This is a genomic window from Streptomyces sp. LMG1-1-1.1 (assembly GCF_040815545.1).
Taxonomy (GTDB): domain Bacteria; phylum Actinomycetota; class Actinomycetes; order Streptomycetales; family Streptomycetaceae; genus Streptomyces.
The window spans coordinates 1-14,687 of the sequence record NZ_JBFPNH010000087.1 but is presented as its reverse complement, the minus strand read 5'-3'; the positions used below and the strand labels follow the sequence as shown (position 1 = coordinate 14,687).

Here is a 14,687-nt window from a genome sequence, read left to right as displayed (position 1 = left end):
GCGCGCGCTCATCGACCGGCCTCCTGCGTCGTGTTCAGGATGTTGACGCCCCGGAAGAGGGCGGAGGGGCAGCCGTGCGAGACGGCGGCGACCTGACCCGGCTGGGCCTTGCCGCAGTTGAAGGCGCCGCCGAGTACGTACGTCTGCGGGCCGCCGACCTGCTCCATCGAGCCCCAGAAGTCGGTGGTCGTCGCCTGGTAGGCCACGTCCCGCAGCTGCCCGGCGAGGCGGCCGTTCTCGATGCGGAAGAAGCGCTGACCGGTGAACTGGAAGTTGTAGCGCTGCATGTCGATCGACCAGGACCGGTCGCCGACCACGTAGATCCCGCGCTCCACCCCGCCGATCAGGTCCTCGGTCGACAGACCGCCCGGGTCGGGCTGGAGGGAGACGTTCGCCATCCGCTGCACCGGCACGTGCGCGGGGGAGTCCGCGAACGCGCAGCCGTTGGAGCGGCCGAGGCCCGTCAGCTTCGCGATCCGCCGGTCCAGCTGGTAGCCGACCAGCGTGCCGTCCTTCACCAGGTCCCAGGACTGCGCCTCGACGCCCTCGTCGTCGTACCCGATGGTCGCGAGGCCGTGCTCGGCGGTCCTGTCACCCGTCACGTTCATGATCGAGGAGCCGTACGCCAGCTTGCCCAGCTGGTCGAAGGTGGCGAAGGAGGTGCCCGCGTAGGCGGCCTCGTAGCCGAGGGCCCGGTCCAGCTCGGTGGCGTGCCCGATGGACTCGTGGATCGTCAGCCAGAGGTTCGAGGGGTCCACGACCAGGTCGTACCGGCCCGCCTCGACGCTCGGCGCCCGCATCTTCTCGGCGAGCAGCCCCGGGATCTCGTCGAGTTCCTTGTCCCAGTCCCAGCCGGTCCCGGTCAGGTACTCCCAGCCGCGCCCGACCGGCGGCGCGATCGTCCGCATCGAGTCGAACTCGCCGGTCGTCTCGTCGACGGCGACCGCCGTCAGCTGCGGGTGCAGCCGGACGCGCTGCTGGGTGGTGACCGTGCCGGCCGTGTCCGCGTAGAACTTGTTCTCGTGGACGGTCAGCAGCGACGCGTCCACGTGCGCCACGCCGTCCGCCCGCAGCAGCCGCGCGCTCCAGTCGGCGAGCAGCGCGCTCTTCTCCTCGGCGGGGACGGAGAACGGGTCGATCTCGTACGAGGAGACCCAGGTGCGCTCCTCGTGCACCGGCTCCTCGGCCAGCTCCACGCGCTCGTCCGAGCCCGCCGCCGCGATGACCTTCGCCGACAGCTTGGCCATGGCGACCGCCTGCGAGGCGACCCGCGCGGCGCCGTCCATGGTCAGGTCCACTCCGGACGCGAAGCCCCAGGCCCCGCCGTGCACCACCCGCACCGCGTAGCCGAGGTCCGTGGTGTCCGACGATCCGGACGGCTTGGCGTCCCGGAGGCGCCACGAGGCGCTCCGCACCCGCTCCAGCCGGAAGTCCGCGTGCTCGGCGCCCAGCGCCCGCGCCCGCGCGAGCGCCGCGTCCGCGAGCGCCCGCAACGGCAGCGCCAGAAACGTCTGATCGACCTGATGGGCCACGAAGTCTCCCCTTCTCGAGTTGTGTCCGCAGTGAATCATGCAGACCGCGCCTTGTGGGCTGCCACACGTTTCCAGGACACGAACCCGAGGCGCCGCGGGATGTCGACACGGGGAACTGTAGGGACCCGACAGGGTGGGACTCACCGCACTGTCGGGGCCCGATTCTCTGGATGGGGGGCGGGCCCGATAGGTTTTCGGTGTTCAGACCGCTATCGAAAGGGTGATCCGTTGAGCCGCTCGGTTCTCGTCACCGGAGGAAACCGGGGCATCGGCCTCGCCATCGCCCGCGCGTTCGTCGAAGCCGGCGACAAGGTCGCGATCACGTACCGCTCCGGCGATCCCGCCGAGCTGGAGAAGGCCGGTCTGCTGGCCGTCAAGTGCGACATCACCGACTCCGAGCAGGTCGACCAGGCCTACAAGGAGATCGAGGAGAAGCACGGTCCTGTCGAGGTCCTCGTGGCCAACGCCGGCGTGACCAAGGACCAGCTCCTCATGCGGATGTCGGAGGAGGACTTCACGTCCGTCCTCGACACCAACCTCACCGGCACCTTCCGCGTCGTCAAGCGGGCCAACCGCGGGATGCTGCGCGCCAAGAAGGGCCGCGTCGTCCTGATCTCGTCGGTCGTCGGTCTGCTGGGCTCCGCGGGCCAGGCCAACTACGCCGCCTCCAAGGCCGGCCTGGTCGGGTTCGCCCGCTCCCTCGCGCGTGAGCTGGGCTCGCGCAACATCACCTTCAACGTCGTCGCCCCCGGTTTCGTCGACACCGACATGACCGCGGTGCTCACCGACGAGCAGCGTGCGGGCATCGTGTCCCAGGTGCCGCTCGGCCGCTACGCGCAGCCGGAGGAGATCGCCGCCGCGGTGACGTTCCTCGCCTCCGACGACGCCTCGTACATCACTGGAGCCGTCATCCCGGTTGACGGCGGATTGGGCATGGGTCACTGATCACCATGAGCGGAATTCTCGAGGGCAAGCGCATCCTGATCACCGGTGTGCTGATGGAGTCCTCCATCGCCTTCCACACCGCGAAGCTGGCCCAGGAGCAGGGTGCGGAGATCATCCTCACCGCGTGGCCGCGGCCGTCGCTGACCGAGCGCATCGCCAAGAAGCTCCCCAAGCCCGAGAACGTGAAGGTCCTGGAGCTCGACGTCTCCAACGACGAGCACCTCGCGCGCCTGGAGGGCCAGGTCCGCGAGCAGCTCGGCGACCGGCTCGACGGCATCGTGCACTCGATCGGCTTCGCGCCGCAGGACGCGCTCGGCGGCAACTTCCTCAACACGCCGTTCGAGTCCGTCGCCACGGCCATGCACGTCTCCGCCTTCTCGCTGAAGTCGCTGACGACGGCGCTGCTGCCGCTGATGACCGAGGGCGGCTCCGTCGTCGGCCTCACCTTCGACGCGCAGTACGCCTGGCCGCAGTACGACTGGATGGGCCCGGCCAAGGCCGCCCTCGAGGCCACCAGCCGCTACATGGCGCGTGACCTGGGCAAGCGGAACATCCGCTGCAACCTGATCTCGGCGGGCCCGATCGGCTCGATGGCCGCCAAGTCCATCCCGGGCTTCAGCGAGCTCGCGGCCGTCTGGGACAGCCGCTCCCCGCTGGAGTGGAACCTCGCCGACCCCGAGCCGGCCGGCCGCGGTGTCGTGGCGCTTCTCTCCGACTGGTTCCCGAAGACGACGGGCGAGATCGTCCACGTCGACGGCGGCCTGCACGCGATCGGCGCCTGACGGCTCCCCGCGGACGACGCGAACAGCACCGAGGGCCGTGTGCCCGCCTCCCGGAGGCGGCACACGGCCCTCGCCGTTCCGCAACTCCTGCCCGACTCGAAAAGTCGAGCGAATCACCCCAGACTGGGGCAGAGCGTGATGTTCCTGCTGCTGACGGGGAGGAGGTGCGGGCATGCGCGCGATACGTCACGGGTTCGGCGCGTTCGCCACCGTCGCCGTTCTGCTCACCGGGATAGCCGTCGCCGACGAGGTGCGCACCGCGCCCGCGCCGGCCGAGGAACGCCCCGCCGCCGCCCCCGCGGCCGGGGAGCAGGAGGTCTTCGAGGCCTCCTGCCGCACCGTCGTCCAGGGCTCTAGCGTCACCGCGCACTGCCACAACCCGTACCCCCGCACCGACAGCGTCCGGCTGCACGTCGAGTGCGACCGCTGGTGGGACGTCGACTCCGACAGCGCCCCCGTGGAGGTCGGCCCCGCCGACTACGCCAAGGTGACCGGCCGCTGCTGGAAGGAGGTCCGGTCGGCCTGGATCACGCACCAGCCGGCGGACCCGGCTCCGGCTCCGGGCTCTTCAGGCACATGAAGGGGTAGCCGGCCGCCTCCGTGCCGGCCCGTCCGGCGTCGCCGTCCCGGATCGCCTCCACCAGGCGCGCGTGGTCCATGTGGTTCTCCGGCCGCAGCTCCTGCCCCACGTCGTCGCGCAGCCAGTCCCGCAGCAGATCGCCCAGGTCCGCGTAGAGCTCCGTGAGCACCTCGTTGCCCGAGGCGGCGACGACCGCGTGGTGGAAGGCCGCGTCGACCGTCACGAACCGCTCCGCGTCCCCGGACTCCCATGCCTGCTCGCGTCGTTCGAGCAGGGTGTCGAGCTGCTTCAGGTCCCGCTCCGTGCGCCGCTCGGCGGCGAACCGGGCCGCGGCGGACTCCAGTGTCGAGCGCAGCTCGGCGACGTGCCGGGGGTCGGAGCCCGCGAAGCGCCGGTGCATCACGCCGGACAGCTCGCTGGTGGCGACGACGTACGTCCCCGAGCCCTGGCGGATGTCGAGCAGCCCGTTGTGCGCGAGCGCCCGGACGGCCTCGCGGACCGTGTTGCGGGCCACGCCCAGCTGCTCGACCAGTTCGGGTTCGGTCGGGATGCGCGACCCCACCGGCCACTCGCCTGAGGTGATCTGGTTCCGCAGCTCGGCGATCACCTGATCGGAGAGTCCTGCGCGCCGGGGGTGACCGAGGGCCATGGAGCACCTTCCTGTTCGTTCGAGATTGGACAACCAATCATCCCATGATTCTATGATGGCCCCATGCCTGACGAGCCGAAGACCCTCGACCCCGCCGCACCGCCCCTCACGACCCCGACCGGAACGACCGTCACCGCCGCGCACCCCGCCGCGCCGGCCCGGCCCCACGGGCGCGGCGCGTCCCCGGTGCTCCCGGCGGCCGCCCCCGGCCCCCGCTGGACCGTCGCCCTCGTCACCATCGGACTCGTCCTGGCCGCGCTCAACCTCCGCCCGGCCATCACCAGCTTCGGCGCCCTCCTCCAGGACGTCAGCGACGGCCTCCACATGAGCGGCAGCGTCGCCGGCGTCCTGACCTCGGTCCCGCCGCTCTGCTTCGCGGTCTTCGGCATCACCGCGCCGCGCCTCGCCCGCCGCTTCGGCCCCACCGCCGTCGTCTGCGCGGGCATGGCCGCGATCTTCGCCGGCCTCGTCCTCCGGCCCTTCGCCACCGGCACCGCCGGCTTCCTCGCCGCCAGCGCCCTCGCGCTCATGGGCATCGCCGTCAGCAACGTCCTGATGCCCGTCATCGTCAAGCGGTACTTCCCCGACCGCGTCGGCAGCATGACCGGCCTCTACTCCATGGCCCTGGCCCTCGGCACCTCCGTCGCCGCGGCCGCCACCGTCCCGATGACCGACGCCCTCGGCGGGGACTGGCGCCTGGGCCTCGGCGTCTGGGCCGCCCTCGCCGCCCTCGCCGTCCTGCCCTGGATCCCGCTCCTCCGCGACCGCGCCCGCGACGGAGCCGGCGGTACGGGGGAGCGGACCGCCGCCCCGGCCGAGGCCGCCGCACCGCCGCGCGTCGCCCGCAGCCGCACCGCCTGGGCCCTCGGCTGCTTCTTCGGCCTCCAGGCCACCGGCGCCTACATCACCATGGGCTGGATGCCGCAGATCTTCCGCGACGCCGGCGTCCCCGCCTCGACCGCGGGCGTCCTCCTCGCCGTCACGATGGTCATGGGCGTCCCGCTCGCCTTCGTCATCCCCCGGCTCGCCACCCGGATGAAGAACCAGGGCCCGATCGTCGTCGCCCTCGGCCTGTGCGGCCTCGCCGGCTACACCGGCCTCTTCTTCGCCCCGGCCGCAGGCGCCTGGGTCTGGGCCGTGCTCCTCGGCGTCTCCAACTGCTCCTTCCCGCTCGCCCTCACGATGATCGGCATGCGCTCGCGCACCGGCGCCGGCGTCGTCCGGCTCTCCGCCTTCGCGCAGAGCGTCGGCTACCTCATCTCCATCCCCGGCCCCCTCCTCGTCGGCGTGCTCTACCAGCACAGCGGCGGATGGGGCCTGCCGATCGCGCTCATGGGCGGGCTGATGGTGCCGCAGATGATCATCGGATCCCTGGCGGGACGGGACCGGACCGTCGAGGACGAATGCTGAGATGCGAGACTGGTCCCATGCCAGTCCTCGAACCCAACCCCCCGAACGGCCAGAAGAAGCTGCTCGTCGTGCTCGGCGCGATGCTCGGCATCACGGTCGTGATCGCCGTCATCGCCTCCGCCTTCTCGCCGTGAGCCGGCCGCCCGTCGCCACGGGCCGGCCGTGAGACCGCCGCGGGGTGGGGGTAACCCCCGCATCCCCTAGGGGGCGAGTGTCAGGGTGAAGTGGGTGGATCACCGGATGGGCCGACGATCCCGCGATCCGTACGTTGGAGACATCAGCGAAAGCGCGTGATCTCACCTACGGAGGCGGCCATGTCGGCCCCCACACACCCCCGCGTCAGGACCTCGACGGCCGGTGTCGACACCCGGCTGCCCTGGTGGGCCCTCGCCCTGCCCGTGGCCGCTTTCGTCGCCCTCCTGCTGCTGATAGCAGGGCCGGGTGAGGCCCACGCGACCACGGGTGACCTGGGCGTCGGCCGCGTCATCGACCACCTCCAGCAAACGCTCTCTCTCTGAGTCGCCGCGAGCCGATTCGTGCGAAGCTGTTGACCATGAGCGTCGATACACCCCGCAGGATCGTGCTCCTCCGCCACGCGAAGGCAGACTGGAGCGACGAGTCGGACCACGAGCGCCCCCTCGCCGAACGGGGCCGCAAGGACGCCCCGGTGGCGGGTCGCCGTCTCTCCGAGACCGGCATCCCCTTCGACCTGGCCCTCTGCTCCACCGCCGTCAGGACGCGCGAGACCTGGAAGCTCGCCGTACCGGAACTGCCGCAGCGTCCCAGGACCGTGTACGAGGACCGCCTGTACGAGGCCTCGCTCGGCGAGCTCATCGCCGTCCTCAACGAGACCTCGGACGAGGTGTCCGACCTCCTGGTGATCGGCCACAACCCCGGGATGCACGCGCTCGCCGACGCGCTCGCCGGCGACGTCGAGGGCGACGCGCTGTCCCGCATGAACCGCAGCGGCTTCCCGACCTCCGCCTTCGCCGTCCTCACCTTCAACGGCTCCTGGAAGTCCGTGGAGCACGGTGTCGGCCGCCTCACCGCCTTCTGGGCCCCGAACGCCTGACCGGCACGCCCCGCCCGTACGAGAAGGGCCCGGCCGTCCCACGACGACCGGGCCCTTCTCCGTACCGCGGCGACGGCTCAGTGCAGCAGCTCCTCGCCACCGTCCGCGGCCTCGACCTCTTCGCGCGTGATCCCGAGCAGGTACAGCACCGTGTCCAGGAAGGGCACGTTCACCGCCGTGTCGGCGGCCCGGCGCACCACCGGCTTGGCGTTGAACGCCACCCCGAGCCCGGCCGCGTTCAGCATGTCCAGGTCGTTGGCCCCGTCGCCGATCGCCACCGTCTGCGCCAGCGGCACACCCGCCTCCGTGGCGAACCGGCGCAGCAGCCGCGCCTTGCCCGCACGGTCCACGATCTCGCCCGTCACCCGGCCGGTCAGCTTGCCGTCCACGATCTCCAGCGTGTTGGCCGAGGCGAAGTCGAGCCCGAGCCGCTCCTGCAGATCGTCGGTGACCTGGGTGAAACCGCCCGACACGACCCCGACCTGGTAGCCGAGCCGCTTGAGCGTACGGATCAGGGTCCGGGCCCCCGGCGTCAGCCGCACCTCGGCGCGGACCTTGTCGACCACCGAGGCGTCGAGGCCGGCCAGCAGCGCCACCCGCGCGTGCAGCGACTGCTCGAAGTCCAGCTCCCCCCGCATCGCCGCCGCCGTCACCTCGGCGACCTTGTCCTCGCAGCCCGCGTGCGCGGCGAAGAGCTCGATCACCTCGTCCTGGATCAGGGTCGAGTCGACGTCCATCACCACCAGCCGCTGCGCGCGCCGGTGCAGCCCGGCCGAGACCACGCCGACGTCGACCCCGATGGAGTGCGCCTCGGTGGCCAGGGCCGTCCGCAGCGGCTCCGTCTCACAGCCGGAGACCGCGAACTCGACGGCCGTCACCGGGTACTTCGCCAGGCGGAAGATGCGGTCGATGTTGCCGCCGGTCTCCGCGATCCTGGCCGCTATGGCCGCCGTCTGCTCCGCCGTCAGGGGGTGCCCGAGCACGGTGACGTGCGAGCGTCCCTCGCCGCGCGGCCGGTTGTCACCGGTGCCGGAGATGATCTCGGCCTGGAGCTTCAGCGACTCGGCCCAGCTGTGCACGGTGGCCCTGAGCTCGCCGGCCGTGGCGACGGTCGGCTCCGTGACGAGCGCGCACAGGACGAGGCGGCCCCGGGAGACCACCTGCTCGATGTCCACGACGTCGACGGAGTAGGCGGCGAGGGTGTCGAAGAGTCCCGCGGTGATCCCGGGACGGTCCTTCCCGAAGATCTTGACGAGAAGGGTGGGAACGTCTGAGGTCTGCGATGCGCTCATGGTGGTTCCACCGTATCGGGGACCGCGCACCGCCTGACCCCCCGTCCCGCGTAGCGGACACCCGTGCGGTCGAGGGACGCCCCGAAGGTCTTCACACGGCCCGACTTTCCGAGACGGGACCGGGCCTGAAATAGTTCCCCAGGATGATTCGCCATCCCTGGACTCCCGCAGGCGGGGGTACATCGGGGGACAAGTAGTGGGGCTCGGAGTGCCAGAACTCGTACTGGAATTGAACGGCAGGACCTGGACGCTCGATCCGTCCCGGTCGTACACCCTGGGCAGAGACCCGCAGGGTGACCTGGTCATCGATGATGCCAGGGTCTCGTGGCGGCACGCCACGATCAGCTGGGGAGGCCGGAGCTGGGTCATCGAGGACCACGGCTCCACCAACGGCACGTTCCTCCAGGGGCAGCGGATCCACCAGATGGAGATCGGCCCTGGCTCGGCCGTCCACCTGGGCAACGCGACCGACGGCCCGCGGCTCAATCTCGCCGCCGGAGCCCAGGCGGCGCAGCAGACCCCGCAGCAGGCCCCGGCCCAGCAGCAGCCGGTGGCACAGTCCGTGCCGGCGCACCAGGTGGCCGACCAGGCCGCCGCCCAGGCGGACTGGGCCACCCAGGGTCCGCCGCAGCAGCAGGGCTGGCAGCAGCCGCCCGCGCAGCAGCCGCAGTTCCCGCACCAGCAGGGCGCCCCCCAGGGCGGGCACGGTCAGGGCGCCGCCGCGGGGGCGTCGTCGGCCTACGCCGACCGCAGCCCCACCACGTTCCACCAGCTGGCCCTCGGCCACGTCATGCGCATCGGCCGCGCCCTGGAGAACGAGCTGGTCGTCTCCGACCTCCAGGTCTCGCGGCACCACGCCGAGTTCCACGCGACGCCCGACGGCCGGTTCGAGATCCGCGACCTCGGCTCGCACAACGGCACCTACGTCAACGGCCAGCCGATCACCAAGGGCGGCTCCGCCCTCCTCGGCCCCCAGGACATCGTCGGCGTCGGCCACTCGACGTTCCGGCTCGTCGGCGGCCAGCTCGAGGAGTTCGTCGACACCGGCTCCGTCTCCTTCTCGGCCCGCCACCTCACGGTCACCGTCGACGGCGGCAAGCAGATCCTCAAGGACGTCACCTTCGGCGTCCCCGAGAAGTCGCTGATCGGCGTCATCGGCCCGTCCGGCTCCGGAAAGTCCACCCTCCTCAAGGCGCTGACCGGCTACCGCCCGGCCAACGAGGGCGACGTCCTCTACGACAACCGAAGCCTCTACAAGCAGTTCGCCGAGCTGCGCCAGCGCATCGGTCTGGTCCCGCAGGACGACATCCTGCACAAGGAGCTGACCGTCCAGAAGGCGCTGCGCTACGCCGCCAAGCTCCGCTTCCCCGGCGACACCGCCACGGTCGAGCGCGAGGCCCGCATCGACGAGGTGCTGCGCGAGCTCAAGCTCGACATCCACAAGGAGAAGAAGGTCACGTCCCTCTCCGGTGGCCAGCGCAAGCGCGTCTCCGTCGCCCTGGAGCTCCTCACCAAGCCGTCGCTGATCTTCCTGGACGAGCCGACCTCCGGCCTCGACCCGGGCATGGACCGCGATGTCATGCAGCTCCTGCGCGGCCTCGCGGACGACGGCCGCACGGTCCTCGTCGTCACTCACTCGGTGGCCGAGCTCGGCCTGTGCGACAAGCTCCTCGTCATGGCGCCCGGCGGCTCGGTGGCGTACTTCGGTCCGCCGGAGGAGGCGCTGAACTTCTTCGGCTACTCCACCTGGGCCGACGTCTTCTCCGCGTTCGAGAACTACCGCGACTACGACTGGGCGGGCCGCTGGAAGGGCTCGCAGCACTACCAGATGTACGCCGCGGACATCGACGCCGTCGCCGCCCAGCCCGTCCAGATGCCGCAGCAGGCGATGGCCCGGCCGCCCAAGCCGCAGGGCTGGGGCTCCCAGCTGTGGACGCTGATCCGCCGCTACGTCTCGGTGATCGCCTCCGACAAGGGCTTCCTCGGCCTCATGGTGATCCTGCCGGCCGTCCTCGGCGCGGTCTCCGTCGTCATCCCCGCCGACTTCGGCCTGGGCTCGCCCAAGCCGCCGTCCCGCTTCAACGGCGACGCCGGCACGATCATGCTGATCCTCGCGGTCGGCATGTGCTTCAGCGGCGCCGCCAACTCCGTACGAGAACTGATCAAGGAACGGGTCATCTACGAACGGGAGCGCGCCACCGGCCTCTCCCGCTCCGCCTACCTGATGTCCAAGGTCATCGTCCTCGGCCTGATCACGGCCTTCCAGGGCGTCATCATCTGCGGCATCGGCTTCTCCACCCGGGCGCTGCCCGAAGAGGGCCTCTTCATGCCGCCGGCCGTGGAGCTGTGCATCCAGGTCATCGCCCTCGGCCTGACCTCGATGATGTTCGGCCTGGTCATCTCCGCCCTGGTGAAGACCGCCGAGAAGACCATGCCGCTGCTGGTCATGTTCGCGATCATCCAGGTCGTCTTCACCGGCATCCTCTTCCAGGTGTACGGCTCCCCGGGCCTGGAGCAGTTCGCCTGGCTGATGCCGTCCCGCTGGGGCATCGCCGGTGCGGGCACCACGCTCGACCTGGCCCGCCTCATGCCGCCGTGGGACCCGAAGAACCCCACGAACACCGACCCGCTGTGGGAGCACGCGGCCGGCCAGTGGGGCTTCGACCTCGGCGTCCAGCTGTTCATGGCGGTCGTCTGCTGCGTCGCGGTGGCGCGCCTGCTGCGCCGCCACGAGCCCGAGGTCATGCGCAAGTAGTCGCCACGGCAGTACGCCGAAGGGCGGCACCCCGCACAGGGGGTGCCGCCCTTCGGCGTACGGGGTGCGACAGCGGATCAGTACGCGCTGTTGACGTTGTCGATCGAGCCGTAGCGGTCGGCCGCGTAGTTGGCCGCGGCGACGATGTTGGCGACCGGGTCGTACTGGTCGAACGCGGTGCCGGGCACGTGGTAGGCCTTGAAGGTCGGGTAGATGACCTGGAGGAGACCCTTGGACGGGATGCCGTTGATGGCGTTGATGTCCCAGTTGTTGATGGCGCGCGGGTTGCCGCTGGACTCGCGCATGATGTTCTTGTGCAGGCCGTTGTAGCTGCCCGGAATGTTGTGCTTGTCCATGATGAACAGCGCCTCGCGGATCCAGCCGTCGAGGTTGTTCGCGAAGACGGGGGTACGGGCGACGGAACGGCTCGCGGCCGTCTTCGCCGCGGCGCGCTTCTTCGCGGCGGCCTTCGCGGCGGCCTTGGCCCTCGCGTCCGCCTTCGCCTTCGCGTCCGCCTTGGCCTTCGCCGCGGCCTTGGCCTTGGCGTCCGCCTTCGCCTTCGCGTCGGCCTTCGCCTTCGCGGCGGCCTTCGCCTTCGCCTCGGCCTCCTGCTTGGCCTTCAGGCCGACGGTGCTCTGCTGCTCGCTGACGCTGGCGGCCAGCGCCTTCGCCTGCGGGCTGGCGGCGTCGTAGGACCAGGCGACCTGCTGCGTGCCCGACAGGGCCTGCGGCTCGGTCTCGGTGGAGCCGTTGCCCGGCACCAGGGAGAGGGTCAGCGCTGCGGCGCCCAGAGCGGCGACGCCGGCGATCGTGGCCTTGTGGGTCTTCTTCAGACCACGACTGTGGCCAGGGGTGTTCGCAGACATGCAGAAACCTCTTCGAATCGCTGGGGGGTCGCTCCGCCGGGGCGGTGCTGCTTCGCCTTGCTCGACGGCGACGGGGGCAATTCTTAGCGGCCGCAAAATGCCGTGGCAAAGGTGTGACGTACGATCCCGGGTAGTGGATCAGGGGCCCGGGCACCGGCCACCGACACCCCTTCCGGGCCAGCCCTCACCGCCCCTGCCTGCACCTCTCGCCTCCACTAGGCAGCTTCGTAAGTGATGTGGGTCCTATGCGCGGGCTCACATCGCCCCCCTAACAACCTCACCAGGCGTTGCGCCCGCAATGCGCACGGTGAGCACCTCTCCCCCCAGCGGTGGAGACGCCCTTCCGGGGCCTACGACCTAGGTCCCACGGCCCTCCCGTGCCGTCCCCGGTCGGATACGGACGGTCACACCCCGCCGGTACGGTGAACACATGAGCCATCGACCGAGCTCCGGCCTGGCCGCCGTGAGCACCGCCCTCCTCGCGATGAGCCGCCACCTGGAGGTCCGCGACGTCCTCAAGACGATCGTCGCCTCGGCCCGCGAGCTGCTCGACGCCGAGTACGCGGCCCTGGGCGTCCCGGACGACCACGGCGGCTTCGCACAGTTCGTGGTCGACGGAGTCAGCGAGGAGCAGTGGAAGGCGATCGGCCCCCTGCCCCGGCAGCACGGCATCCTCGCCGCCATGCTCCAGAAGGCCGAGACCGAACGGCTCGCCGACGTCCGCCTCGACCCCCGCTTCGAGGGCTGGCCGGCCGCCCACCCCGAGATGTCCGACTTCCTCGGCCTCCCCGTCAGGGACGGCGACGAGATCCTGGGCGCCCTCTTCCTCGCCAACAAGCGCTGCCCCAAGGAGAGCGGCGGCTGCGGCTTCACCGCCGAGGACGAGGAACTGCTCTCGATCCTCGCCCAGCACGCCGCCATCGCCCTCACCAACGCCCGCCTGTACGAGCGCAGCCGCGAGCTCACCATCGCCGAGGAGCGCTCCCGCCTCGCCCACGAGCTGCACGACGCCGTCAGCCAGAAGCTGTTCTCGCTCCGACTGACCGCCCAGGCCGCCGCCGCCCTCGTCGACCGCGACCCGGCCCGCGCCAAGGGCGAGCTCCAGCAGGTCGCCGCACTCGCCGCCGAAGCCGCGGACGAACTGCGCGCCGCCGTCGTCGAGCTCCGCCCCGCGGCCCTCGACGAGGACGGCCTCGTCCACACCCTCCGCACCCAGATACAGGTCCTCGACCGCGCCCACACCGCCCGGGTCACCTTCGACAGCCAAGGCGCCCGGGCCCTGCCGGCCGCCCAGGAGGAGGCCGTGCTCCGGGTCGCCCAGGAAGCCCTGCACAACGCCCTGCGGCACGCCGACGCCGCACACGTCACCGTGACCCTCGCCCGCAGCGGCCAGGGCGCCCGGCTCACCGTCGCCGACGACGGCAGGGGCTTCGACCCGCGTACGGTCCGCAAGGCCGGCCGCCACCTCGGCCTGGTCTCCATGCGGGACCGGGCGAGCGGCGTCGGCGGAGCACTCACCGTGACCTCCGCCGCCGGCGAGGGCACCACGATCGAGATGGAGGTTCCCGGTGGCTGACCGACCGATCCGAGTCCTGCTGGTCGACGACCACCAAGTCGTCCGCCGCGGCCTGCGCACCTTCCTCGAGGTACAGGACGACATCGAGGTGGTGGGGGAGGCCGCCGACGGCGCCGAGGGCGTCGCCCGCGCCGAGGAGCTCCGCCCCGACGTCGTCCTCATGGACGTGAAGATGCCCGGCACGGACGGCATCGAGGCGCTCAAGCGGCTCCGCGAGCTCGCCAACCCCACCAGGGTCCTCATCGTCACCAGCTTCACCGAGCAGCGCACGGTCGTCCCCGCGCTCCGCGCCGGCGCCTGCGGCTACGTATACAAGGACATCGACCCCGACGCCCTGGCCGGCGCGATCCGCTCCGTCCACGCCGGGCACGTCCTGCTCCAGCCCGAGGTCGCCGGCGCGCTCCTCGCCCAGGACGACGCCCCCGGGGGCACCGGACGCGGCACCACGCTCACCGAGCGGGAGCGCGAGGTCCTCGGCCTCATCGCCGACGGCCGCTCCAACCGCGAGATCGCCCGCGCCCTCGTCCTCTCCGAGAAGACGGTCAAGACGCACGTCTCGAACATCCTCATGAAGCTCGACCTCGCGGACCGCACCCAGGCCGCCCTCTGGGCCGTACGCCACGGTCTCACCGACTGACGCGCCCCCCTTACGCGCCGGGCGCACGACCGTTCAGTCCTTCATACCGTCGTGTGTATATCCCCCGTTCGGCGTAACCGGGCGGGGGGCCCGGCGTTCTCCAAGGCGTACTGCGGCGGACCTGCCGCAGCGATGACCAGGAGGATGTACCAAGTGAAGAACCTCAAGAAGGCCGCTGCCCTCACCATGGTCGCCGGTGGCATCGTCGCCGCCGGTGCCGGTGTCGCCTCCGCCCACGGCGGTGCCGAGGCCACGGGTCAGGCCCTCAACTCGCCGGGCGTCGCCTCCGGCAACCTGGTGCAGGCCCCCGTCCACGTCCCCGTGAACGTCTCCGGCAACACGGTCAACGTCATCGGCCTGCTCAACCCCGCCTTCGCCAACAACGCCCTCAACAACTGACCCCCCGGCCCCCGGCCCACCCCGGGGGCCACCCCTCTCCCCCCACCCCGGGGGCACCCCTTTCCCCCCACCCCGGCAACCGCCCCCCGCGCCCCGCTCGTCTGCAGCCGCCAGCCGCCAGCCGCCAGCCGCCAGCCGCCAGCCGCCAGCCGCCAGCCGCCAGCCGCCCGCCGCCAGCCGCCAGCCGCCCGC

The 14,687-nt window shown here is 71.4% G+C and carries 14 protein-coding genes; 10 read left to right on the top strand and 4 right to left on the bottom strand.

Features of this window, described 5'->3' with window-relative positions:
- Nucleotides 1–8: 8 nt before the first annotated feature.
- Nucleotides 9–1,532 carry a TldD/PmbA family protein gene (locus tag MRBLMG1_RS35100; protein ID WP_367828209.1) on the bottom strand — a complete coding sequence of 508 codons (1,524 nt, stop codon included), beginning with the start codon at nucleotides 1,530–1,532 and terminating at the stop codon, nucleotides 9–11.
- Between the two features lie 228 nt (nucleotides 1,533–1,760).
- On the opposite strand from MRBLMG1_RS35100, the gene fabG reads away from it, so the two are divergent.
- The 3 genes from fabG (at nucleotide 1,761) to MRBLMG1_RS35085 (ending at nucleotide 3,839) form a co-directional block, all read left to right on the top strand.
- Complete coding sequence (gene fabG, locus MRBLMG1_RS35095) at nucleotides 1,761–2,477, top strand: 3-oxoacyl-[acyl-carrier-protein] reductase (protein ID WP_367828208.1); 717 nt, start codon at nucleotides 1,761–1,763, stop codon at nucleotides 2,475–2,477.
- 5 nt (nucleotides 2,478–2,482) lie between these two features.
- On the top strand, nucleotides 2,483–3,259 hold the full coding sequence (fabI, locus tag MRBLMG1_RS35090; RefSeq protein WP_367828207.1) for an enoyl-ACP reductase FabI: 777 nt from the start codon (nucleotides 2,483–2,485) through the stop codon (nucleotides 3,257–3,259).
- A 172-nt stretch (nucleotides 3,260–3,431) separates the two neighbouring features.
- Entirely contained in the window at nucleotides 3,432–3,839 is a 408-nt protein-coding gene (locus tag MRBLMG1_RS35085; protein ID WP_367828206.1) for a hypothetical protein, read from the top strand.
- Here MRBLMG1_RS35085 and MRBLMG1_RS35080 read toward each other — a convergent pair.
- The gene (locus MRBLMG1_RS35080; RefSeq protein WP_367828205.1) at nucleotides 3,787–4,488 is read right to left on the bottom strand and encodes a FadR/GntR family transcriptional regulator; all 702 of its coding nucleotides are present in this window, start codon (nucleotides 4,486–4,488) and stop codon (nucleotides 3,787–3,789) included. The two genes, MRBLMG1_RS35085 and MRBLMG1_RS35080, sit on opposite strands and share 53 nt — an antisense overlap.
- A 63-nt stretch (nucleotides 4,489–4,551) precedes the next feature.
- Between MRBLMG1_RS35080 and MRBLMG1_RS35075 the strand changes: the two genes are divergently transcribed.
- The 3 genes from MRBLMG1_RS35075 (at nucleotide 4,552) to MRBLMG1_RS35065 (ending at nucleotide 6,970) form a co-directional block, all read left to right on the top strand.
- The gene (locus tag MRBLMG1_RS35075) at nucleotides 4,552–5,898 is read left to right on the top strand and encodes a CynX/NimT family MFS transporter (protein WP_367828204.1); all 1,347 of its coding nucleotides are present in this window, start codon (nucleotides 4,552–4,554) and stop codon (nucleotides 5,896–5,898) included.
- A 17-nt stretch (nucleotides 5,899–5,915) separates the two neighbouring features.
- Nucleotides 5,916–6,032 carry an SGM_5486 family transporter-associated protein gene (locus tag MRBLMG1_RS35070; protein ID WP_367828203.1) on the top strand — a complete coding sequence of 39 codons (117 nt, stop codon included), beginning with the start codon at nucleotides 5,916–5,918 and terminating at the stop codon, nucleotides 6,030–6,032.
- 419 nt (nucleotides 6,033–6,451) lie between these two features.
- Nucleotides 6,452–6,970: a SixA phosphatase family protein gene (locus MRBLMG1_RS35065; protein WP_367828202.1), complete on the top strand. Its 519-nt coding sequence runs from the start codon at nucleotides 6,452–6,454 to the stop codon at nucleotides 6,968–6,970.
- Between the two features lie 77 nt (nucleotides 6,971–7,047).
- On the opposite strand, the gene serB is transcribed toward MRBLMG1_RS35065, so the two are convergent.
- Nucleotides 7,048–8,262, bottom strand: a complete 1,215-nt coding sequence (gene serB / locus MRBLMG1_RS35060) for a phosphoserine phosphatase SerB (protein ID WP_367828201.1) — start codon at nucleotides 8,260–8,262, stop codon at nucleotides 7,048–7,050.
- A gap of 196 nt (nucleotides 8,263–8,458) precedes the next feature.
- Here serB and MRBLMG1_RS35055 point away from each other — a divergent pair, with 196 nt between their 5' ends.
- A complete protein-coding gene (locus tag MRBLMG1_RS35055) occupies nucleotides 8,459–11,017 on the top strand; it encodes an FHA domain-containing protein (protein WP_367828200.1) in 2,559 nt (852 codons plus the stop codon).
- 77 nt (nucleotides 11,018–11,094) lie between these two features.
- Here MRBLMG1_RS35055 and MRBLMG1_RS35050 read toward each other — a convergent pair whose 3' ends face one another.
- Entirely contained in the window at nucleotides 11,095–11,883 is a 789-nt protein-coding gene (locus MRBLMG1_RS35050; RefSeq protein ID WP_367828199.1) for a transglycosylase SLT domain-containing protein, read from the bottom strand.
- A gap of 430 nt (nucleotides 11,884–12,313) precedes the next feature.
- On the opposite strand from MRBLMG1_RS35050, the gene MRBLMG1_RS35045 reads away from it, so the two are divergent.
- The 3 genes from MRBLMG1_RS35045 to MRBLMG1_RS35035 all read left to right on the top strand — a co-directional run bounded on the left by MRBLMG1_RS35045 (nucleotide 12,314) and on the right by MRBLMG1_RS35035 (nucleotide 14,495).
- Entirely contained in the window at nucleotides 12,314–13,459 is a 1,146-nt protein-coding gene (locus MRBLMG1_RS35045; RefSeq protein ID WP_367828198.1) for a GAF domain-containing sensor histidine kinase, read from the top strand.
- On the top strand, nucleotides 13,452–14,096 hold the full coding sequence (locus tag MRBLMG1_RS35040; RefSeq protein ID WP_367828197.1) for a response regulator: 645 nt from the start codon (nucleotides 13,452–13,454) through the stop codon (nucleotides 14,094–14,096). Before MRBLMG1_RS35045 ends, MRBLMG1_RS35040 begins: the two co-directional genes overlap by 8 nt.
- A 153-nt stretch (nucleotides 14,097–14,249) precedes the next feature.
- Nucleotides 14,250–14,495, top strand: coding sequence for a chaplin (locus MRBLMG1_RS35035; RefSeq protein ID WP_367828196.1), 246 nt, complete (start codon nucleotides 14,250–14,252; stop codon nucleotides 14,493–14,495).
- The last annotated feature ends 192 nt before the right edge of the window (nucleotides 14,496–14,687 follow it).